Origin of the sequence: Pantoea sp. BJFS-204 (genome assembly GCF_049310725.1) — a bacterium.
In the GTDB taxonomy this organism is placed as follows: Bacteria; Pseudomonadota; Gammaproteobacteria; order Enterobacterales; family Enterobacteriaceae; genus Pantoea; species Pantoea agglomerans.
Window position 1 is genome coordinate 16431 of sequence record NZ_JBMOWE010000009.1, and the last position, 22489, is coordinate 38919.

Below are 22489 nucleotides of genomic sequence, written 5' to 3' on the forward strand. Positions count from 1 at the left end.
ATGACCGGCACGGGGCAAAACAGAGAAAATCGGTCATGGACGCTGAAGAGTGACAGCATCGCCCTGCTGTCCATAAACGCTGGCTCGCAAATGCGGAGCCCCGAAGCTTCGCTCCGATCAGAGCGGGCGGCATCCGGGAGAAACCAGGTCCGGGATAACAGCCAGATCAGGCGGGTCACCAACCCCGAAGTTAAACGGTTATTTTCACTTAAAGGAGATTAAAAGATGAAAATTCAGTACATCGCGACCTCAACAGAGGGCACGCTCCATATCAAATCCTGCGTTCTTCGGGCATTTATCCATGAACGTGTTGTCAGGGCGGCTCTCATGGCCGCACCGGATGCCCGGGTGACCCACACTGGTACGTTTGTTATTCATACGCGCATAGCAGGAGACCCGGCACAAATCCTTGCAGCCACCCGCGAGGCCCGTCGTGAAGAAGAAGAGTAAACCAGGTCTGATGACGTCGTGCCCGGTCTTACTGACACCTGAGTAAACACGTCATCCCTGCCCCTCATCATACTGCCGGGCTTATCAGAACCGGAACAGATTAACTGACTATTCAAAGGACCATTTCCCATGATGCAACCAGACATCAGGGGCGATGCTGCTTTTGCTCGCCCCTTTAATGCCATCCGCGATATCGAGTTTGCGCCTGAAAACATTGTCAATGGTGCCAGCTTTTCATCGCCCACATCCCCGGGATTGCCACCCCAGCCACCTTTGCCCGTGATGCAGGTGGTGTTTGACCGTTTTGTCGGCATCCTTCTTCAGGAGGGGAAGCCATGATCACACCGTATGCTTTGCTGGAACGTCACAAAGACCACCTGGATGCCCAGGAGCAGGACGCAGTCAGGAAAGAACAGTGGATCGATGACGAAGCCCAGCGCCTGCTGTCCTGTTTTCCTGACCACCTTCACCTGTTCCGTCACTGGAACCTGCATCCTGATGCGATGAAGTGCTGTGCCCATCCTGAAGCCGCTGAGGAATACATCAGCTTTATCACGAATCTGGCCTACCTGCAGGCGGCCCGAAATTACGATCTTCAGGTGCTGCTTGGCTGGGAGGAACCAGCATGATGAAACCGGGTATCTATGAAGGCCTCAGTAATGAGGCCTATCACGCCGGTCCCGGCGTCAGTAAATCGCAGCTCGATGACATTGCGGTTAACCCGGCCATTTACCTCTGGCGCAAACATGCGCCTGTGGATACGGATAAAACAGCCGCACTGGATATGGGAAGCGCGCTGCACTGCATGCTGCTTGAGCCTGAACAGTTTGATAAGCGCTTTATTGTGGCTCCTTCTTTTAACCGGCGCACCTCTCAGGGTAAAGCAGACGAAGCAGCATTTCTGAATGAGACACGCATCCGGAACATGACGGTCATGGATGCAGAACAGGGCCGGAAACTTCAGCTCATGAGAGAGAGCGTAATGGCGCATCACGCCGCACGCTTTTTTCTTGAAGCTGACGGCCACTGCGAATCCTCCCTCTACTGGTCAGATGCAGAGACAGAAGAACTCTGTCGCATCCGGCCAGATAAATATCTGACGAATCGCCCTCTCATCGTCGACGTGAAAAAGGTGAGTGATATATCGCGCTTTGCCCGCCACATCGAAGCGTTCCGGTACCACGTTCAGGCAGCCATGTACTGCGAGGGCTTTTATCACTGCACTGGCACATATCCGCAGTTCGTTTTTATTGCGGTCAGTGAAGCGATCGACTGTGGCCGTTATCCGGTTCGTGTGTTTGAGCTGCACGACAATGACATGAGCGCGGGATCCGCCCTCTTCCGTCGGGACCTGTGCACTTTCCATTCCTGTCGCCTAGGCAATAACTGGGGCGGCATAGAAATAATTCAGCGCCCCGCATGGGCACATTAACAGGAGTAGGCGTTATGCAAAATCAACCGATGATCTCTGCGCCCGACAGCACTGACACAACTGCCACTATTTTCAGCCCCGATGCCCTGGATAAACTGGTGCGCTTTGCAGAAATCATGGCCAGCAGCAGAGTCACTGTCCCGGCGCATCTCGCGGGCAAAGCCGCAGACTGTCTGGCTGTGACCATGCAGGCCCTGCAGTGGCGTATGAATCCGTTTGCCGTCGCCCAAAAAACCTTCACCGTCAACGGTGTTCTGGGATACGAGGCACAGCTGGTGAATGCAGTGATCAACACCATGGCCCCTGCACGGGATCGGCTCCATTACGAATGGTTTGGGCCATGGGAAAATGTTATCGGCAGATTCACCGAGAAAACCTCATCCAAAGGCAATAAATACATCGCACCGGACTGGACACTGCAGGATGAATCCGGATGCGGTGTTCGGGTGTGGGCAACAATGAAGAACGAGCAGGAGCCGCGGGTGCTGGAACTGCTGCTCTCACAGGCACAGGTGCGGAACTCAACACTCTGGGCGAGCGATCCGCGTCAGCAGCTGGCTTATCTCGCTGTTAAACGCTGGGCCCGTCTGCACTGCCCGGACGTCATTCTGGGGGTGTACACACCGGATGAACTGGAAACCTTATCTCCTGCAGAACGCGACGTGACACCGCCAGCTCGTGAAGATTTGAATGCGTTCATCAATCAGTCAGTCAGCCGAGATAACGGTATTGCGCTGCAAAACCATTCTGTCCCGGACCTGCGAACTGAAGAGATTAAAGCAGAAACGCCCGTGCCTGCAGCGCCACCAGCCAGCCCGGTCAGATCGCCTGACCAGCCGGCGAGCGCACCCCCGCCCTCGCCTAAACACTGTCCGGGTAAAGAACAGGAACGCGCTGAGGACAGGGAACGTTCTTCAGAAGAACTTCTCGCTGATTTTTGTGAGGCAGCCATGAAAAGTCAGTCGGTCAGCGCACTCGCCCGCTGCTACGCCTACGCATCAAAGGTACTTAAACCTGTGCCACCGCTGCTGGATAAAGCCACAGATGTGTTTCTGGTCAGGAAAGCCGAGATTGAAGAAGCCAGAGAATAAATGCCATCTGAACCCCGTTAATTCAGGAGTTATCGATGAATCAGAGAAAGACTGACCGCAACCAGCGTTATTACGCCGTCGCCGAGGCGGCTGCATTTGCCGAACGCTGCGAAAAGTTTGATCAGGCGGGAAAACTCTGGCTGCGGGCAATGAAGCTGGCCTTAAGACCGATGAATGCCCAGTGGGCAGAACACCGCAGTCAGTGTTGTATGAGTGCATTACGTAATGGATGGTCTTATATCAGGGATTAAGCCAGCAGTGATTATCCAGAGGCACCCTCATCATTATGAATATTATATTCACTTTTCTGACTTCACTGATATGAAAGTGAGTGTTAGTTTCTTTACAGAAGGCGAATAAATATATACATAAAATTAAAACTCCGCGCGCTCCCTGAGTGTAACATTAATTAAGAAGACGCCACCTATGAACACAAGACTGTTAAGCTATATCGACACCTTTTTATACCATTCTTCTACCGAGCCACTGCAGCAACTGGTTTATATCATCGCAAAACTGTGCCTCATTACTGCACCCGCAGCCTGGGTCGTCAAACGCCCGACTGGCAAAGACGACAGACTCTTTACGTCTCAGGAAGAGGCACTGGAGTTTCTGGAAAAGCAGGGCCACAGCGATGACTATGTCGCGCCACTTTTCACAACAGTAAAAGTGGATATGAGTGCAGGAGAAATCCGGCATCTGCTTTTGACGCCATTACCTGATGAAGAAGATTAGTCTCTAATTAAAAACAGGCAATGGTTATCTTATATCTGCAAATTTAACGAGTCATGATTGTGGCTCGAAATAAAAAACAACACCAGGGCAGTCAGGAACAATTCAATGACCAGAACAACGAATGCCATTATTATTGTGGCGGCTATACTGTGCTCGCTCCAGCTTGCAAGGGGAGAAAGTATGCCGCTGGAAAATGAACTCCAGTCCTTTTCTGTAAAAACCGGCGCAACCCGGATTATATATTCTGCGGGTTCGAATGGTGCATCAATGACCGTGATGAACCCGCAGGCGTATCCGATGCTGGTGCAGTCGGAAGTCATGATGGAAGACCGGAAAACCCGGGCCCCGTTTATTGTCACCCCACCACTGTTCCGTCTGGACGGGCATCAGCAGAGCCGGATAAAGGTTATCGCAACCAGCAGTCACAATAATGACACGAAAGAGTCACTTTACTGGCTTTGCGTAACAGGCATACCCCCTGAGGCGGATGCGGACTGGACGGGGGATGCGTATAGAAAGAAAAAGGCCGGACAGCACGCTACCCTTCTGACGCAACTGCGTATCAAAAGCTGCCTGAAACTGCTTGTACGCCCATCCTCCCTCAGAGGCACACCCGAAGACTTTGCCTCCAGCCTGACCTGGGCAAAACGCGGTAGGACGCTCACGGTCAGCAACCCCACGCCCTTTTTCATGAATCTCAGAAGTGTTCAGCTTGGAAAATCGAGTGTGGCCAACGCTGAATATGTTCCTCCGATGGGTAAACGGCAACTGCGCATACCTGCGGATGCGTCAGGTCAGGTGCACTGGCGACTGATTACCGATTATGGCGGAGACAGCAAAGCGTTCACGTCCGACCTGAGCACTGATCCTGTTTCTCACTGAGAGTACTCCCTGCCAGGATTAAAACGATGACTGTTTACAGACCACTTTTCGTGGCCGGTCTGACGCTGGCTGCGGTTCAGGCAGAAGGCAAAGTCTATACCTTTAACCCGGCTCTCATTACCGGAAGCAATAAAGAAACAGACCTGATGCTTTTCAGTCAGGGCAGTCAGCTACCGGGCATTTATCCGACTGACATCTACCTGAACAATACACTTATCGACTCCCGGCCAGTCAGTTACATATTAAGGCCGGATAAATATGGTCGTCAGGGACTCGTCCCTCACCTCAGCAGATCCATGCTGTCAGGTTACGGAGTACGCATGAAGAGCTTCAAGGTTACTGAGAAGGAAAAACGCTCAGGCTTTTTTGATCTGTCGCAGATACCGGGCGCTCAGGCTGATTTCCACTTTGATGAGCAGTCACTGCATCTGAGTATTCCTCAGGTTTATCTGAAGCCCGGATTTAAAGGCATCGCACCCCGGACTCTTTGGGACGACGGCATACCTGCCTTCATCATGAATTATCGTACCGGGACGAGCCAGAGTGTTACCCGTGGCCCCTCGGGAAGAAAATATCAGTACTCCTGGCTGCAACTGACACCAGGCGTCAACATCGGTGCCTGGCGGCTTCGCAACGTCACCAGCTGGCAGCAAACACGTGGAACGCCCGGACGCTGGCAGGCCATTACGACTTATCTGGAGCGCGGTATTAATGGCATCAACAGCCGCCTGACGCTGGGTGAGCGTTATACCGCCTCTGAGATTTTTGACAGCGTTCCCTTCAGAGGGGTCATGCTTGCCTCTGACGATCGGATGGTGCCTTCCAGCCAGTATATGTTTACGCCGGTCATACGTGGCGTGGCGAGAACCCAGGCCCGCGTTGAGGTAAAGCAGAACGGCTACACTATTTATAACCAGGTCGTCGCACCGGGTCCGTTCGCCCTGACTGACTTCAATCCCACCGGCGCAGGTGGTGATTTTCAGGTTACGGTATGGGAGGCGGAGGGCGTTCCTCAGGTTTTCACTGTTCCTTTCCAGACGCCAGCAATCGCCATTAAAGAGGGCTACCTGCGCTACAGTCTGATGGCCGGGCAGTATCGTTCGTCTGACAGGAGAGTAACAAGAGCGCCGGTCATGGAAGCCACCGCCATGTACGGTCTTCCCTTTGGATTCACGCTTTATGGCGGAATCCAGGCAGCCCGGCACTATCAGTCTTCATCCCTGGGTACCGGGCTGAGCATAGGCAACTGGGGTGCACTCTCTTCAGATGTCACACTCAGCCGCGCACAGCACTCGGGTCATGACCCGGTACACGGTTATTCCTGGCGTATGCGGTACAGCAAAGAGTTTGTCGGGACAAATACTTCGCTGTCACTGGTCAATTTACAGTTCAGCCAGCCGGACTATCTCACACTGGCTGAAACACTGGAGAGCTGGCGGATTGATGGAATGGCGCCAGGCATTCGCAGAAAAAGGAGAAAAAGTCGTACCGGACTATCCATCAGTCAGGGACTGGGTAAATGGGGTTACCTGAACGCAGGTGCTTATCAGGATACCTACTGGAACCGCGGTCTGCGAGAAAGCAGCCTTAACGCGGGATACTCTGTTCCGTTCAGGGATATGACGCTGTCATTAATCTGGTCTGCCAGTCAACGTGCCCGGCACCATCCCAGGGAACAGATGATCAGCCTCTGGCTCTCTGTTCCGCTAAAAAAATGGATGGGTGGCAACACGCGAGCGTCGTACCGGTTCACGCATTCATCGTCCGGCCCTGCCACTCAATCTGCAGGCTTAAGCGGTGATGCGTTTGATCAGCGCCTCAGCTGGAATGTTGATCAGCGTTATACCGCAGGACACGCAGTGCGCCGGAGCAATAGCGACGTATCTCTGGGATGGACCGGAACCTACGGGCACATCTCAGGTAATTACAGCTGTGGCCGGTATTACCAGCAGCGTACCGTTGCAATGGACGGCGGCATTATTGTCCATCGCCACGGGATGACTTTCACACAAACGCTTGGTGATACAAATGCGCTGGTTACAGCCAAAGGCGCTTCAGGCGTAAAAGTTCTGGGCACGCCCGGGATCTTTACAGATTATCGTGGGTATACAGCGCAGCACTGGCTGAATCCTTACCGTGAGAATTCACTTTCATTAGACCCCACAACGTTGCCGGCGGAGGCTGAAATAACCATCACTGACAGGAAAATTGTGCCTACAGCTGGCGCAATTATTCCGGTTAATTTCAAAACCAATATCGGTGCTAAGGCTATTATTGAAATAAGACTTCCTGATGGATCAAAGGCACCTTTTGGATCTGTTGTGCAGGCACTCTCAGCACAACATCCCGAAGGTATTGTTGATAACGAAGGTAAAGTTTACCTGTCAGGTTTATCTGCAAAGGGACAGCTTAATGTAAAAACACGAAGTCAGACGTATAAATGTTTTTTCGTTTTAAGAAAAAATATTGACTCGTATGGTCTGTATTCAGCAGTCGCAAAATGCCAATAAAGGAGTGCATGATGCACAGACTGTTTGCCCAATCATGCATGTCACTGCTTCTGCTACTTAATGCATTTTATAATCAGAGCATAGCTGAAAACTTAGCAATTAAAATCGTACCCGATACAGAATTACACTCAGGAATATTTCCGGATGGTACGACACTGGCCGTGATATATCTATCTGGTATGAATCAAAAGTGTGCTGTAAATGTCTGGAGCCCATCGGCGCAGAATGAGACTACCCCCGGGTCCTATACCCTTTATGACAGACCGGGAGGAAACAGGCCACTGAGAGTCAGGCTGGTCGGAGAAGGCTGGCAGCCTGACATACAATTCGGGACAGGCGTTATGCTTAACGACCCATCAGGTTTCGCCACCCTGAAATTAATAACAAACGGCGAACAGTATATTGAGAGCCATACATGGCCAATTAACATTTCGGTTCAATGCGGAAGGAACTAAAAAACCATCAAACATGAAGTAACTCAAAACGTAATTTCTCAAACGTCCTATTACAGGCATCAACCACAGAGGATTGAAAATTGATTAAATTAAAGACCTTACCCTTAACACTTTCTTTGTTAAGCGCATGCAACATCGCAATAGCTGATAACACACCACAACAAGTCGGCGAGATTTTAACTCAATCGGCAGATTTAGTTTTCAAACAGAACTCGAAACTGAATCTTAAGCTGATACCTGTTCAGGATTTAAAGGCAGGAATAAATGACGAATACAAAATAGTAGCAACATTTGATATCACTTCATCACCACCAGTAAGGATAGGAGTGCGCTGGACACCTGGCGTTGGAGAAGTAAGAGTTCCCATAGTGAAAATCCACGGTAAGAACAATCCAAAAAATATCCTTGAGCTGAACTTTGCTTGGGGTAATTATGATTACGACAACAAAGATGAGTGGCATATAACACGTAACCTCGAAGAAAGATTTGGTGGTTCGTTAGTTATTCAAGGAAAACAGCAGGTAGCTGCTGACACTTATACCGTGAGTATGGATGCATCAGCGTTTATTTCTTAACGATAGTTATTCATCAGAAATGAAATGACCAGAAAGAAGGCTAAGCCTATGAATTAACACCCTTAGCCTTCCGCTCGATTTCAACATCCATTGCTCGAGTGAAGATTAGATAATTAAAAAGCATTTTATTATTAACTAAAGTTACTTGCAGCGGGGGAAAACACTTATGAACAATTGGTTTATGTCGCAGCCATTTCATTATGCATTAACAAAACCTAAAGAGAGGTAGCTGAATGAAAAACATCAAAATTATGGCAGTTCTACTTTCTTTAGTTGTAAATCCAACCTTCGGTAATGTTTTTATTTTTCATCCTGGCAAGCATAAAATCAAACCTTCACCAAAACCTGATCATCACGCGTTCATTTCTCCAACAGGCTCCACTATAACACAATCTGCAGATTTAGTTTTTAAAGAAACCAGTCAGATTGACTTCCAGCTTTTGGCTGAAAACAACCTGAAGGCTGGTAAGAATAATAGTAACACTATCGTGGCGTCTTATTACATCAGAGTAAAAAAACCAACACGGCTGGGTATTCGCTGGACACGTCAGTCTGGACTGACAAATGGCGGCAGGATCGTACTCAGTGGAAAAGAAGACTCTATGCATAAAATTGTCTTGTATCTGCCAACTCTGGCATCAGGTAATTCCCTGGAAATATGGGATAATAAAGGCTGGGCGGTATCACAATATCGTGTGGCAGAGTTAAATGGAACGATAAATTTTTATAAGGACCAGACAGTTCAGGCTGATATATATACTCTGAGCATGGATGCCTCTGCGTTTATATCTTAACAACATATGTAGTCATTTAGATGTGCAGATCTGTATAGAAGCCAGAGCATGATAAAGGCGACAAAAATAAATAATGAAAATCCCGCCTATGCGGGGTTTTTTATTGCCCGAAACTGGATTCAGATGTCAGTTCCTTCTGGCAAATCATCCATGGCGCTGACAACCTGTGGGCCAGCTCATGAGTATGGATGATCGGGCATGTCCGAGGCAAACACCATGACAGAGGTATAGACAGAAATGGTGCATAATCCAAAAATTGATATTCAAACTCTCTTACAGATGCCCTATCTGAATCTGCACGAAGCTGCCATGCTGCTTCGCGTAGCACCGCAAACCATTCGCAAATGGGTATCAGTAAACGGGCGAACTCAGCGCCCCCACAATCCCGCGTTTCCGGTACCGGTACGCCGCAGCCGTCTGACGTTTCGCACCTGCGACATCATGCGCTATCACGAAGAGCGCGCCAACACTGATACTGTCCCATCACCCCTAATCCACTCTTTAACACGCGCCCACCATAACGAATAGGCGCGACGCTGTTCCTCGATATACTCATAACGGTCGTACACCTGCCAGACACCTGGCAATTTATGCCCCAGCATTATTTCCGCAATGTGTGGTTCAGTGAGATCCGAAAAATTAGTGCGGGCCGTCCGGCGCAGATCATGCAATGTCCAGTGTTCCATTTCAGTGCTCAAATGGCGGCGCGCTGATTGCCTGATCCTGGGTGGAATATCAATCAGGGATGAGCGGGCCTGGGGAGCGTCACGCTGAATGTTCGCCATTACAAAGCGGCTATGCGGTGACTGGTCGAACAGCTCCTTTAGCATTTTTTCTGCCTCTGGTATGACTGGCCTCAACAGCGGCTTACGTGTGCGTTTGCCCGTTTTGTGATGTGATGGCGGGATGGACCATATTTTCTTTTCAAAATCGAAATGCGACTTTTCTGCGTTGGATAGTTCCCCCACCCGGCAACCAAACAACAGACACAACTTAACCAGCAACTGAAACTTTCTCGCCAGCCTGCTGGCCTCCATTGCGCGGAAAATTGTCACAATTTCGTCAGCAGACAGAACACGTTCGCGCGGTGTCAGCGTGATCCCTAAATCTGCCAGACGCAAATCCCTCAGCGGCGTGGCTTTTGTCAGCCGTCTGCGCACTGCCCAGTTATGGGCCTGCCTGGCATTGGTCAGCAACCGGATAGTTATCGCGGGTTTTTTACGCGCCAGGGGTTCAAGCACGTTCAGCCACATGTGGACACGTGCATCCTCATGGGGGACCCCGCCTAAATGGGGAAATACGTGTATTTCGAATGAACGCAAAACGTCATGATGGTCAGGCTTATTTTCAGCACCGTATTTTTCCAGCCATGTCCTGATCACTCCTTCAACAGTCAGTGCGGAAAAAGCATCGTCACGTGCCTTGCGTTTCACTATGCGGGGATTACGGTTTTGTTCGAGCTCGCCACGCAGCCGGATGGCCTCGTCACGCGCCTCTTTTAAACTGGTCGCCGGGTATGTACCGATATCAACGCGCTCCCCTTTCCCGTTCCAGCGGTAACGGTACTGAAACGTTATTTTACCCCTGCAGGATACGCGGGCAGAAAGCCCGTCACGATCTGTCTTAACCTGCACTTTTTCGTATTCTTTGCCCAGCATTGAACGCAGGGCAGCATCTGAAAGCGCCATGAGTTTTGTTGTTTAGCGGGAAATTATGTACATCAGTATGTACACAAAAAAGAGGGAAGAAAAGGGAAAAAAGATGAATGCTGAGGAACAGCATAAACAAAGCGTGACCGGTTTTTTTGTTCTTTCCCTGCAATGTCGGTGACTTACACATACAGTCCGGAATGAACAGAAATCTTCAGGAATACTTGCTGGCATATCTCAGGAATATGACCATGAAAAACGTAAAAGCACTTTCAATCGCCGCACTCGCAACTCTTTCTCTGATCTCTTTTGGCAGCTTTGCCGAGAGCGTTTCTGTCACCTCATCCACACTGGATGGCGCAGAATCAAAAATTGCTGCTCAGGCTCAGGAACAGGGTGCGCAGTATAAAATTACGGAAGCGAACACCAACAACCGTGTTCACATGACCGCAGAACTGTATAAATAACGGATGGTCGCAAACGGATTTGCCAGAAGAGGCTGCCCAATGGGCAGCCTTTTTTGTGTCCGATCAGGCCAGACGGGCGGCTGGGGCGCTACCGGTGCGCCACCATAGAATCAGCGCTGCCAGCGCAATTGCGCCGAGTACCGCAAACGCGGTGCTGTAAGAATAACGTGCGGCGATCATGCCCGTCATGGCGGGACTCAGCGCGGCACCTGCGCCCTGCATCAGCATAATAACGCTTTGCCCGGCGTTAACATGACCCGTACCCCGCAGCAGGGAGACAATATAGCCTGGCACCGCCACACCGAGAATCCCGGCCGCAATACCATCCAGAACCTGAACCGGAATGACAAAAATCGGCCCGGCAAAGCCGGCGGCGAGAACCGCGCGCAGCGGTAATATCATCAGGGCGATCATGATAAACAGGCGATAGCCGTGCGTATCAACGCGTTTAGATACCCACAGCGCGACCGGGATCATCACCAGTTGGGAAATCACCACCGTTGCCGCCGCGTAAAGGCCCGGACTGATCGCCGCCTGGCCGCCTGCCGAGGCGACGCGCATGCTCAGCATCGGCAGCAGCGCGGCATTGGCAAGATGAAACAGCAGCAGCGTCAAACCGGCGATCATCAGCGCCGGGTTTCGCAACAACATTGATAAGTGCAGCGCTGGCTGACGCTCTTCATGCGGTTCATAACCGCGCGCCACATCGTTATCGATCTCATTTCCGCGAATTGCCAGCGTTGCGAAGGCAGCGAAAACCGCCATTACCGTCATAAGAATGAAAACGGCACCCATGCCCCAGTACCAGGCTGAAAAACCGGCCAGCAATGCAGCAATAGTATTACCGCCATGATTAAACGCCTCATTGCGTCCCATCTGCTGGTTAAAGCCGCGCTGACCCGTGAGCCCTAAGGTGATCCCCGCCACAGTCGGGCCGATAAACGCCGCAGCCAGGCCGGCTACAACCTGCGAGACCATCGCCGTCCAGGTCTGATTGCTGTACCACAGCAGCAGCGTGGCAACGGTAATCACCAGACATCCCAGCAGCACAATGATTTTTTTATGGCGGGTCGCATCGGCGGCGATCCCTGCCGGCAGCGTGGCAAGTAATCCGGCGATACCGCCACAGGTCATTACCAGACCGATTTCGTCGGGTTGCCAGTGTCGCTCCGTAAGAAAGATGCCCAGAAATGGCCCCAGGCCGTCGCGGACATCGGCCAGAAAAAAGCTCATTAAACAGAGCGCGTAGAGTGAACGCTGAGACATGTTATTTCCCTGGAAGGTAAGTGTTAGAGGCAGTTGCGCTTCGGTTAAAAGGGAAATTATGTGTTACGACGTGGAAAGTCACCTTTCGTTATAGTAACAAAATGAAAAAGGCCACCCGTAAACGCTACGGATGGCCTTTTTCTATTCACTCAATAACGAGAGCGAACTATTTATCTGTGCCAAAACCCTGCTTCAGCAGTGCTGGCAGTACATCCGGGAAGTAGATGTTTTTATAGTAACCGCTGACGCTTTCGCTCCAGCTCTCACCGTCATTACGACCAATCGTCTTCCAGTGCTGAACCATCTCATCGTTGTAGGTTGCAATCTGCTGCTCCAGACCCTGCGTCTGGTAAGTCTCATCATGGCGGAACGTCGCCAGAGGCAGACGTGGTTTCTGATGAGCCGGTTCGTCTACGTGACCGATTACCACACCCGCCACCGGGAAGGTCAGCGGCGGCAGCTCCAGCAGTGAAATCATCGCCTGTGGGTCGCGACGGATACCACCAATTGGCACAATCCCCAGACCTTCGGCACGCGCAGCCGCCATTACCGATCCCAGCGCGATACCGATATCGGTAGAACCCGACACGATACTCTCAATGCTCTGATGGGCGATCTGCTGCTGATCGACAGCGGCCATTCCCACGGCTGATTTATGCATATCCAGCACAAAGGTGATAAACACCGGTGCTTTGGCAATCCACGGCTGACCGCCTGCAATGGCGGCGATCTGTGCGCGACGTCCGGCATCACGCGTGATCACCACAGAAACCTGCTGCGAGTTTACTGATGTCGGTGCGCGATAAGCGGTACTGATAATCCGATCCAGCACAGCTTCATCGACAGGTTGCTCAGTGAAACTGCGTTCACTTTTATGACTTGTAAAAATATCAATCAGTTCGCTCATGGTTCCTCCCATATAAAGCGCAACTATAACAGTCGTGTATCCACATGCTTGGTAAATAGAGGGTTTTTGGCATGCTTTTTGTAAATGCTTTTTATTATGTACAAGCCTGTGTATACACATGAAGATCTATGGCGGAAGTCATAAATTTAAATTGCAGGCTGCAGCGGCTCATACACCGCAATGATGGTGGCCGTAACTTTTCCCGGCACAATGATCCTCTTAAGCACTGGTCCGTCGACTGTCTCACCATCATGCGTGATAATCGGACTGATGGGCTAGGCATGGCAGAGGGCAGAAACCACAAACAGTTTGAGTCACCCTGTTTAGGCAGGATTGAGCAGTCGATTATATCCACGCCACCACACGTAAAATGCGAAATAATCAGCACACGCCGGCGGGCCGGAAACCCTGGTAGTATAAGCAGGTGAAAACATATCTCGCTTCATTGACCAGGATTTCCGAATTCCCTGCCCTGCAAAAAAAAGACTGGCCTTGCCGCTGAGGTTAAGCCCATCAATCACCCGTATCAGGGCTTCGCTGTTCGCCTGAGGCTGATATGCGTCAAACAGGTTAAGCTGGGCCACTCCCTGGCTGTAGAAGTCGCCCAGCATAACGCCCGCCTTCATATATCGATGCCCGTCTACCCATATCCGTTCAAGCGCATCCATGGCTACCCGGATAATATCGCGAGTGTCATTCGACGGGTTAGCAGTTTGCCGGTTACCTGATTACCTGTTTACCTGATTACCTGTTTACCTGTTTACCTGATTACCGTAAAATACCTCGCTGTCAGCATACGGACTTGTCCGGACAAAAACGGATATCTTCCTGCAGTACTGCCTTTCTTTTCTCAATTTTTCGGCAGCGCGTTCTGCAAAAGCACACACCACCTGGCGCATATCCATGTAATCAGTGACGCGTGAACCGAACGAGCGAGAGCAGACTATTTGCTGTTTCATGGGTGCGAATTTCTGGAGTTATAGGCATGGCTCGCCGCGCAGCTCCCTGACGATACGTTCAAGCACAACGTCGAAATATGTTTACGGATGATCCAGGTACTCTGTTCTGCGACTTCTTTAGCCGTGGTGATACCCACGGCATTGAGCTTTTTATTGATACGCCGTCCCACTCCCCATACATCCTCAACAGGCACAAGTGCCATCAGCTTTCGCTGCCGATCGATATTCGACAGATCAATAACACCGCCGGTCTGTGTCTACTTTTTAGCTGCGTGGTTGGCAAGTTTGGCCAGAGTTTTAGTCGGCGCAATTCCCACGCAGATAAACAGCCCTGTTTCCTTATAAATGCGTTCGCGCATCTGCTGTCCGAACGTTTCGAATGGGATAAGATTGTCAATCCCGATAACATCCAGAAAACACTTATCAATTGAGTAAACCTCCTGCCCCGCGGCCATTTCGCCCATTATAGCCATCATGTGCGCTGACATGCCCCTGTTTATGTGGAATGGAAACTCTAATGAAATGAATTAGTTGATGGCCGCTATGAGCTGTGGGTCCAACCGATGGATATGCTCTGTAGTGTTGCGTCAAAAAGAACGTGCGCGAGCATCTACGTCAGAAATCTGAAAAAGGAATAATTATGAAGGATAAAATTCGACGTAGCCCTGAATGAGTGGTGAGAAGTCTTAAGATTGACTGCTAGCAGACTTACATTAAGTTGTTCAGATTTCGCGCTGCCAAAGGGTATAATTTTTAGTGATAAAAAAGGAGCTTTTCCTTCTTAAATATTTTATATCCGGTATGGTAAGGAACGGTAAATTCTTTCGGGTTAGAGCGACCTGCCGACATATGTTTAGAATCACTATGCAGAAAAAACTCTAAGTACCATCAGAAAGATGGCTGATATCGTATTATATGCGGAGTGTTAAAGTTATCAGCTTAACGTTTTACGGACTGACTCACTTTTTGGAAATCGTGGAAGAAGAAATAATGTGATTACAACCCCTATAAACTGAATAGCATCCGGGTTCACCGCAACATGGGGTATAACAAAATTATTAACAATGAAAACTCCCCCACAGATAATTAGTACGCACTGTAAAAAATAAATTGTTAACGATCTTAATTTCATGATGATTAAAGCCTCGACACTGAAGATGATATAGAAAAGATATCCCCTCAGGGATATCTTCAAAAATTTATAAAGGTCAAATCACCAGTGACACTGTCCGTTAACACTGTTAGCGTTATGATCGCCGCCGAAATTACCACCGCCATTCTGACTTCCACGATCAGGCGCGCAGGCAATCGCCGTCCCTACTCCAGCAACAACCGCACCTACCACTACAGATGCAGGCGTACCACCCAAAGCACCCCGCATTCCACCGATAATTGCAGATACACCGGCGCGGTTTGCACAGGTGGCGGGGGCAGAACCCCTGTGATTTGAGCTTCCACCTTCATAACCTGAGTTTGCATTCCCGCCTGCTACGAAGCTGAGTTCTCTTACTGATAATTCACGAATTGCCATTTCAAAACTCCTTTTCACATGGATAAAACGAAAATAAATCATTTTAAAGCTATGTAAATATCCATCTGTTCAGCGTCAATTAAAAGTAAATATATGTAACCAGATAATAATAAATCCTCTTGAGTTAATCATCTGTTACATAATATGACACCGGAGCAACAGGGAGTTTTGAAATCTGCGCGGTTGCCAGGTGGCGGGAAAGGGCTTCTTTTGCGGATAGATACAGTCGGTCACCGTCGCTGTCCAGGGGACGGTTTAGCTCTTCACTGGTAAGGTTTGAACACTTTGCATAAATGCGACGAAACAGGCTGTTATAGGTACTGATAAAATCCTGGGATGTTCTGATTTTGGCAGGGGTCACATCATGCTCATCAAGTGTGTCCATTTGTGCCGGATGAATAATGAAAACCGCATTGTCTGCGACCTCCCTTTTTTCTGCAGCACAAAAAGGGATTGTCGCCGCTGATACAACGGCTGAGAGGTTAACCGTGGTAACGGGAATCTGAGAGCTCTTTATTGCATAATACATTGACAGCGCTGCATCCATATCCCCACCGTCGCTGCTGAAACTGATCGTCAGATCCTTTGCATTGACATAGCGCTGGTTAATTTCATCGAGGACAGACATAAAAGCAGCCGATTTTTTCTGAGTAATATTTCCGCTAAAGTGAACTTTTACCTGCTGAACGTCCTTATACATGGTGTTGTCTGCCATCTGGTAAGTATTTGCAAAAACACCCGATGTAAACAAAAGCGTTAAGGCCAGAATCACTAATGATATTAATGGTTTATTACTCATTTCCTTCCCCTGACTAATGATGCGAAGTTAAATCCTTGATATTCAACACCCTGTCTGCTGAAGCTATCGTAGTAGCACGGTGCGCAATTATGATACGGGTCATGCCTAGAGATGAAATAGCTTTGTTTATTAGTGACTCATTTAACTCGTCGAGATGACTTGTTGCCTCGTCCATAAACAGAATGCATGGCTTCCGGTAAAGTGCTCTTGCGATGAAAATCCTTTGCCGCTGCCCTCCGGATAGACCTTCCCCCAGTTCTCCGGTTAGCGTCTCATAACCCATCGGCATACTGGCAATATCATCATGAATGTGAGCAGCCTGCGCGCAGCGGGTCATCCATTCGTCATCAGGAGTTTCACTGAAACCCGTGATGTTATCTCTCAAGGATCCCGCCAGCAGCCGGTCTTCCTGCAGGATACAGGCCACCGAATGCCGGTAACGCTGTAGCCCTGACTTATGTATGTCCCGTCCGCCAGCCAGTACACGTCCATCCGTGGGTGGGGTCAGTCCACACAGAATCTTCATAAGTGTACTTTTTCCACATCCTGACGGCCCGGTGAGGGCGATGCTTTCGCCCTCGCGAATCGTCAGGTTGAGTCCGGTAAACACTGGCGATGCGCCTTCATCATATGTAAATGTAAGATCTTCTGCTATCAGCGACAGTGCGCCTTGTCTTACTGGGGACGGACGTCTTTCTTCATCCGGTTCGGGCTCACTTAAGGCAATGTCAGCTATACGATCACTGTGAACGGTCAGCATGCGTAACTGCAAAAAAAGGCCGGTGAGCGAAAGTATGCGGTCTGAAAAAAGCCCCCGGAAAGCGCTGAAAGCTACAAAGGCACCGACCGTCATCTGATGATCGATAACTGCCGAAATACCGAGCCAGAGTATCAGTACGTTATCAACCGCACCGATAAACGCGCTAATCACCGTGAACAGCATGTCAAATTTTGCCAGGCTGAACGCGGTATTGATACTGCTTGCTACCTGACTGAGCCACGTTTTACGCCTCTGCTCTTCCAGCCCCTGAGCACGTATGGTCGCAATGGCAAACAACGTTTCAGTAAATCCTGATGCGGTGCGGGCATTTTTGACCAGCAATTCTTCCGAAGTCTGTCGGTAAATCTGGTAGGTACCAAGCCTCATCAGGACATATATAAGAGTTATGCTCACTACAACCGCGGCCAGCCATCCGCCGTAAAGGATAAGAAGTAACAGCGCCCCTGCGGCCATAATGGTATCCGTAAGTGCGCCGGTAATGCTGTGCGTAAAGGTCGTGCGAACGGCATCCAAAGAGCCGAACCGCGACTGTATGTCACCGGTGTAACGCTTTTCAAACCACACAAGAGGCAGACGAAGCAGATGACGGAATAGTCCGTCTTTCCACTGCATGTCAGTCAGTGTATTCATTATGAGTGACGTGCGGTTTCGAAGCACACCGATCCCGGCCTGCAGCAGTGTCAGAAGCAGTAGGCTCAGGCAGATAAGCATCAGCAGACCGCGATCGCTTGCAGGAACAGCATGGTCCATGACCATTTGTGTCCCTACTGGCAGCAGAAGGCTGATAAATTCAGTAATTAGCGACAAGCAGAATACAATAGCCAGAGAAGAGCGCAGGCCAGTTATGCTTCTTGCAAGTGTCCTGATCTCAAGGCGATGGCGCTGTTTATACGGTGTGAAGCCAGCATCCGGCCAGAGTTCAAGAGCTACACCGGTAAAATGTTCCGCCAGTTCGCGTGGGCTGATTGTTCTCCGCCCGGCAGCCGGATCGTGAATAATGTACGCACGTTTCGTCACACGTACCAGAATCACAAAATGGCTGAAGTCCCAGTGCAGAATACAGGGTAACCGTATCTGGGGAAGGTCTTCGGTATCAAGGGACAGAGGCCGGGTCGCGAGGCCACTGCGAGAGGCGATGCTCATCACATCAGTCAGTGTTGATCCTCTCGACGAAATAGCAAACTGTTGACGGAGCGACAGCAGGTCAGTGTTGCTGCCATACCAGTTAAGCATCATTGCAAGACAGGCCAGACCGCATTCGGAAGATTCTGTCTGCAGAATTAACGGGAAACGGCGTCTGAAGTTTAAATTTATACCTTCAACGGACAACGGTGCTTCACCTTCATTTCTGCTCATCATCTGGCCCCCGGGTAGTGTCCTTCAGGTCATAAAACGGTGATAGAGCCCACTCATATAGCCGCCTTTTCTCAAGATAAAGAATCGTGGAGGCTTTCATGCCGTTTTCGGCTGGAATGATTTTGCCCTGCCAGCTGAAATGCGCGGAGTCAGGCAGAACAATAACCCTGTACCAGGTCCGGGGATTGAGAGGTTCATATCCCGGCGCAGAGGGATAGGTGGACATTTCCTGCGGAGTCGCAGGAGTTGTGCCAACAGAAATGATATGGCCAGGAAAAAGACCAAACTTTTCAGAAGGGAATGCATCGTAACGGATATTGACCTTTTCTCCCGCATGCAGGAAAGGGACTGCACTGTCCGGTACCCAGATAACCAGCTCATAACGAGTTACATTGCCCGGAATGAGCTGCATCAATGCATCGCCGGGTCGCGTGATTTGCCCCTCTGCGGTGCTGACCGAGTCTATCTTCCCTGCTGCAGGCGCTGTCACAACCTGAGAGCCTGCAGCTTCTACGTCCGTATATTGCCGGATGAGATCACTGCGTTGTATTTCTGTCTGATAAATCTGATTGTCAAAATCACTGGCCTGGGTCCGGATATTGCCTTCAAGCGTCATTATCTGTAGGGCGTTCTGTTCATTCTGCGTAATCAGACTTAACAGGTTATTTTGCTGCTGATAATAAAGCGCGGTCTGGTTAGTAAGCTGGTCCTGATTGATGAGACCACGCCGTTGATAGTCACGATAGCTGTCCATACCTTTTTTCATAAGCGCCAGACCCTGCCGTGCCTGATTGACTATATCTGTCGAATGCTGAAGCGCCTCCTCATACCTTTTCTTTTCTGCGTTCAGCGTATCAAGTGTAATTTTCCTGTTTTCCTTCAATCGGGAGATAATATGGGCAAGCGTAGTTATCTGAGACTTGATAGTTTCACGCTGGCGTTCGCTTACGCCTCCAGAGATTGTGGTCCGGCTGACATTGAGTTCCGCGAGCGCCTGACCTTTACTGACGCTCTGGCCGGGCGTGACATTAAGTCTGACTATGAAACCCTGCTCGACAGAAAACAGCGTGATGGCGCGGGGAACAGAAACCAGTTCTCCATATGCGCTTACACGGCGGGTATAAGTGCCGAATAAAAGCAAACCCAGCATACAGAGAAAAAAGAGAGCACAGAATCCGTACACAAGAGGTGGAGAAAGAGGGGGGATAAGAACCGCTTTACCTTCCCAGCGCCGGTTGCGGTAGTCAACAGCTTCCTTTCTGAAAAGCATTCTGTAGGTCATCCATAATTAAAATACCCAAAGACAAACATAATTCACACAAAGCATAAATAAAACAAAATACTCAGATGAATTTTAATAAATTACAGCTCTTAAAACAGATCGATGAGTCAGTACGCAGTCTGTTCAGTGGAAGCCGATCACGCGGCGTTGAGGCGCCAGATGACATCTACAACAGCGGATTGACGGTACCGAGATCCAGATACATCAGAACGTCGTACCAGAGATGGATCGCAGAAAGGCGGAGCTGGAGAGTGGCGCTGGACGCGGGAAAAGGCATGCCGGGTAGCTGAGGGCTGATGTAAGCCGCCAGGTCTTCAAACCGGGCATTTTCAGGTTCAATGCTGTTCTGGCTGCAGAACGCAAAATAATGGCTGAGGGCACTGCGGTAGGCGGAGAGTGTAGCCTGGGCCCGGCCCAGGTCGGACAACAGTTTCAGCCAGCGCTCCGCCAGTACCAGAACGTCCTCATTTGGTGGAATCATCATGGTGTTTACCTCTGACAGCAGCATTACTGCTCAAAGTTTACCCAGCCAATGTTGCATTCCACTTAACTTAGTAAAGCTCATAGTTGGAGCTGAACACATGCACGCCATTCTCCCGGAAGAAGCGCTCATTTTTAAAAAGCGGAGCAGCCATTTTGATACCCATGCGCTTTGCCTTTGCAGAGCGCGCGATGACGCAGCCGTCATTATTCGACACAACGACTGACCTGCTGCCAGGGCATCCAAACGTTTTTCACGATATTCGAGATAGTCCTCTACTTTGTCAGCAACAAAACCTGCGCCATAAATGCCAGCCGCATAACCGAACAGGAAATACCCGAATATCTGTCGCCTCGTCAGATCACTGGCGGTGACGATAAAACACATCGACCCAGCAAACGCTCCAAACGCAATTGAATAATCTACAGAGGTGATAAACGCCACCAGCGCAGACGTGACAATGCCCCAGCCAGCTACCGTTCCCACAGTAGCACTGGTGCTCAATGGCTCAGCCATTATTTCTTCCTCTGTTTTTTAGAGTGCCTTTAGATACAAAAAAGGCCCGCCGTAGCGAGCCTAAATCTGGTTAATAGGTTAAATATCAGTGTTCCTGGTTCAGGATTTTTAAAACATTTTTGATGCAAATCGGTGTCATTCTCTCTTTAAAAAAGCTTCTGGCTTCATCATAGGGAGTAGTCATCTCACCCACCATTTTCCTGAAGCTCTTGGCACCCTCAGTAGATACTTTCACAAAGTCAGCCTTATCTATCGAATATTCAGACAAGGAATGCCCTGCTGCATTAAAAGCAGTAAGTTCACCATATACGATTTCAAATACATCCGTATCGGTTGAACCGGCTCTATCCGTTATACGCCATTCCATCTCACATAAATCTTCAGCTGACTGCCGCTGATTATTTACCACGGCATAAGATGGCGCCGTTAGCAGCATAAAAAGAGTACAAATGAACTTCATTCCTCCTCCGTGAAAAGATGAATACTACCTTCATGTTTTATTAAAACTGAATGTAAGCTATTAGGGAGCAATCTGAGGGTGTTTCCAGTAAAGAAACCACTCACTGGCGGATTACATTGTCTCGATATAGAGTGCAGGAATTATATAAAATATGAGCTAAATATGCCCTTTTTTGTTGCAGTTTGCAAGATCATTTGTTCTTGTTGCACTACTTGCAGCAAGTAATATAACTTTACCACCTGACAATGCCTTACAGTCCTGTGCCCGAATCTATCTACTCATCATTGCTATCCAGAAAAAGGGGCAAAAAAGCCTTCTGTTCCCATGTTTAACAATTGATAGTATCGATTATATTCAAGTAAATGCACGGCAAGGGCCATGCCTGTAAGGTCTTTGCATCGATAATTTTTTAATCGTAAGGATAGGGATATGCAAAAACTTTTAATATTAACTGTATTTGCTTTGTTAACAGGATGTACCTCGCCAAAATATAACTACAGCCCAACAACAGAAAATATTAGTGAACCCCCTAAAGGTTCGATTAACACAGCATACGTTGGTGATTCCCTGTTACGCCAGGGTGTTGCGTCACGGTATGAAGGGCTGAAGGTTACTGCACCGGCTAAGGTCTCCTGGGCCTACACCGTTACGCCTGGCTATATGAAGAAAGTTGGCGAAGATGCCAAAAATGAGTTTTATCTGCCAACAGGCACGCCTGATTCTGCAAACGTTGATAAGGCCGCAATAGCTGATATGTGGCAAGGTATAATGGCAAAAAAGAACACAAGAACACTGTGTGTGATTACTGTTTTCTCAGCCTCCATCTGTGAGGACAACATGCCATTCGAGCACACTACTTTGAATGTCAGCTCTGAAAACAGCTTCCAGCAAACCCTGCTCTATAATGGCCGTGTCGGAGACAAAATTAACATTGGATACCGCGAGTCCTCTGGAAACATGGCGCGTCCCGCATTCAATAACGAGGTCGAATACGACCTATCAGAATCCAAAACAATTGGCTACAAAGGCGCTCGAATTGAGGTCATTGAGGCCACAAACCAGAGCATCAAGTACAGGGTGTTGAGTAACTTTAATTAACCTGAGCAGAAGC

At 49.4% G+C, this 22489-nt stretch carries 23 protein-coding genes and 3 pseudogenes; 14 read left to right on the forward strand and 12 right to left on the reverse strand.

Annotated elements, in window-relative coordinates; genetic code table 11:
- Positions 1 to 225 precede the first annotated feature (225 nt).
- The 12 genes from ACO6VX_RS19820 (at position 226) to ACO6VX_RS19875 (ending at position 8924) form a co-directional block, all read left to right on the forward strand.
- Positions 226 to 450, forward strand: a complete 225-nt coding sequence (locus ACO6VX_RS19820) for a hypothetical protein (protein WP_010670528.1) — start codon at positions 226 to 228, stop codon at positions 448 to 450.
- A gap of 129 nt (positions 451 to 579) precedes the next feature.
- On the forward strand, positions 580 to 789 hold the full coding sequence (locus tag ACO6VX_RS19825; protein ID WP_022624507.1) for a hypothetical protein: 210 nt from the start codon (positions 580 to 582) through the stop codon (positions 787 to 789).
- Entirely contained in the window at positions 786 to 1079 is a 294-nt protein-coding gene (gene gamL / locus ACO6VX_RS19830) for a host nuclease inhibitor GamL (protein ID WP_022624508.1), read from the forward strand. The genes ACO6VX_RS19825 and gamL overlap by 4 nt, the downstream gene beginning before the upstream one ends.
- Positions 1079 to 1882, forward strand: a complete 804-nt coding sequence (locus ACO6VX_RS19835) for a PD-(D/E)XK nuclease-like domain-containing protein (RefSeq protein WP_422458284.1) — start codon at positions 1079 to 1081, stop codon at positions 1880 to 1882. Before gamL ends, ACO6VX_RS19835 begins: the two co-directional genes overlap by 1 nt.
- A gap of 14 nt (positions 1883 to 1896) precedes the next feature.
- Entirely contained in the window at positions 1897 to 2973 is a 1077-nt protein-coding gene (locus ACO6VX_RS19840; RefSeq protein WP_010670532.1) for a RecT family recombinase, read from the forward strand.
- Positions 2974 to 3008: 35 nt separating this feature from the next.
- On the forward strand, positions 3009 to 3224 hold the full coding sequence (locus ACO6VX_RS19845; protein ID WP_010670533.1) for an ANR family transcriptional regulator: 216 nt from the start codon (positions 3009 to 3011) through the stop codon (positions 3222 to 3224).
- Between the two features lie 175 nt (positions 3225 to 3399).
- Entirely contained in the window at positions 3400 to 3708 is a 309-nt protein-coding gene (locus tag ACO6VX_RS19850; protein WP_010670534.1) for a hypothetical protein, read from the forward strand.
- A gap of 105 nt (positions 3709 to 3813) precedes the next feature.
- Positions 3814 to 4590: a fimbria/pilus periplasmic chaperone gene (locus tag ACO6VX_RS19855; RefSeq protein WP_010670535.1), complete on the forward strand. Its 777-nt coding sequence runs from the start codon at positions 3814 to 3816 to the stop codon at positions 4588 to 4590.
- A gap of 26 nt (positions 4591 to 4616) precedes the next feature.
- Complete coding sequence (locus tag ACO6VX_RS19860; RefSeq protein WP_061902351.1) at positions 4617 to 7100, forward strand: fimbria/pilus outer membrane usher protein; 2484 nt, start codon at positions 4617 to 4619, stop codon at positions 7098 to 7100.
- 38 nt (positions 7101 to 7138) lie between these two features.
- Positions 7139 to 7555: an AfaD family invasin gene (gene afaD / locus ACO6VX_RS19865; protein WP_369074320.1), complete on the forward strand. Its 417-nt coding sequence runs from the start codon at positions 7139 to 7141 to the stop codon at positions 7553 to 7555.
- 80 nt (positions 7556 to 7635) lie between these two features.
- Positions 7636 to 8130, forward strand: coding sequence for a hypothetical protein (locus ACO6VX_RS19870; RefSeq protein WP_010670538.1), 495 nt, complete (start codon positions 7636 to 7638; stop codon positions 8128 to 8130).
- A 233-nt stretch (positions 8131 to 8363) separates the two neighbouring features.
- A complete protein-coding gene (locus ACO6VX_RS19875) occupies positions 8364 to 8924 on the forward strand; it encodes a hypothetical protein (protein ID WP_422431417.1) in 561 nt (186 codons plus the stop codon).
- Between the two features lie 449 nt (positions 8925 to 9373).
- On the opposite strand, the gene ACO6VX_RS19880 is transcribed toward ACO6VX_RS19875, so the two are convergent.
- Positions 9374 to 10612, reverse strand: coding sequence for a tyrosine-type recombinase/integrase (locus ACO6VX_RS19880; protein ID WP_422431415.1), 1239 nt, complete (start codon positions 10610 to 10612; stop codon positions 9374 to 9376).
- A gap of 212 nt (positions 10613 to 10824) precedes the next feature.
- On the opposite strand from ACO6VX_RS19880, the gene ACO6VX_RS19885 reads away from it, so the two are divergent.
- The gene (locus ACO6VX_RS19885) at positions 10825 to 11040 is read left to right on the forward strand and encodes a YdgH/BhsA/McbA-like domain containing protein (protein ID WP_010246960.1); all 216 of its coding nucleotides are present in this window, start codon (positions 10825 to 10827) and stop codon (positions 11038 to 11040) included.
- Between the two features lie 63 nt (positions 11041 to 11103).
- Here ACO6VX_RS19885 and ACO6VX_RS19890 read toward each other — a convergent pair whose 3' ends face one another.
- From ACO6VX_RS19890 to ACO6VX_RS19940, 11 genes and pseudogenes are all read right to left on the reverse strand, one after another.
- Entirely contained in the window at positions 11104 to 12306 is a 1203-nt protein-coding gene (locus ACO6VX_RS19890; protein ID WP_010246959.1) for an MFS transporter, read from the reverse strand.
- A 166-nt stretch (positions 12307 to 12472) separates the two neighbouring features.
- The gene (locus tag ACO6VX_RS19895; RefSeq protein WP_062758949.1) at positions 12473 to 13213 is read right to left on the reverse strand and encodes a nitroreductase family protein; all 741 of its coding nucleotides are present in this window, start codon (positions 13211 to 13213) and stop codon (positions 12473 to 12475) included.
- Positions 13214 to 13536: 323 nt separating this feature from the next.
- Positions 13537 to 14660 (reverse strand): annotated as a pseudogene (gene umuC / locus ACO6VX_RS19900) (translesion error-prone DNA polymerase V subunit UmuC); the annotation flags it as partial.
- Between the two features lie 725 nt (positions 14661 to 15385).
- Complete coding sequence (locus tag ACO6VX_RS19905; protein WP_072014621.1) at positions 15386 to 15703, reverse strand: hypothetical protein; 318 nt, start codon at positions 15701 to 15703, stop codon at positions 15386 to 15388.
- Between the two features lie 124 nt (positions 15704 to 15827).
- On the reverse strand, positions 15828 to 16502 hold the full coding sequence (locus tag ACO6VX_RS19910; RefSeq protein ID WP_033760683.1) for an ATP-dependent Clp protease proteolytic subunit: 675 nt from the start codon (positions 16500 to 16502) through the stop codon (positions 15828 to 15830).
- A gap of 13 nt (positions 16503 to 16515) precedes the next feature.
- Entirely contained in the window at positions 16516 to 18639 is a 2124-nt protein-coding gene (locus tag ACO6VX_RS19915) for a peptidase domain-containing ABC transporter (RefSeq protein ID WP_033761099.1), read from the reverse strand.
- Positions 18626 to 19909: an HlyD family secretion protein gene (locus tag ACO6VX_RS19920; protein WP_033760686.1), complete on the reverse strand. Its 1284-nt coding sequence runs from the start codon at positions 19907 to 19909 to the stop codon at positions 18626 to 18628. The genes ACO6VX_RS19915 and ACO6VX_RS19920 overlap by 14 nt, the downstream gene beginning before the upstream one ends.
- 178 nt (positions 19910 to 20087) lie before the next feature.
- The gene (locus tag ACO6VX_RS19925) at positions 20088 to 20405 is read right to left on the reverse strand and encodes a site-specific integrase (RefSeq protein ID WP_228312762.1); all 318 of its coding nucleotides are present in this window, start codon (positions 20403 to 20405) and stop codon (positions 20088 to 20090) included.
- A 70-nt stretch (positions 20406 to 20475) separates the two neighbouring features.
- Positions 20476 to 20637, reverse strand: a pseudogene (locus ACO6VX_RS19930) (DNA polymerase V subunit UmuC); the annotation flags it as partial.
- Between the two features lie 50 nt (positions 20638 to 20687).
- Positions 20688 to 20918, reverse strand: a pseudogene (locus ACO6VX_RS19935) (putative holin); the annotation flags it as partial.
- Positions 20919 to 21003: 85 nt separating this feature from the next.
- Positions 21004 to 21378 (reverse strand): hypothetical protein, encoded by a 375-nt coding sequence (locus tag ACO6VX_RS19940; RefSeq protein ID WP_033760692.1) that lies wholly within the window; start codon positions 21376 to 21378, stop codon positions 21004 to 21006.
- A 429-nt stretch (positions 21379 to 21807) separates the two neighbouring features.
- Here ACO6VX_RS19940 and ACO6VX_RS19945 point away from each other — a divergent pair, with 429 nt between their 5' ends.
- Positions 21808 to 22476 (forward strand): hypothetical protein, encoded by a 669-nt coding sequence (locus ACO6VX_RS19945; protein WP_228312761.1) that lies wholly within the window; start codon positions 21808 to 21810, stop codon positions 22474 to 22476.
- The last annotated feature ends 13 nt before the right edge of the window (positions 22477 to 22489 follow it).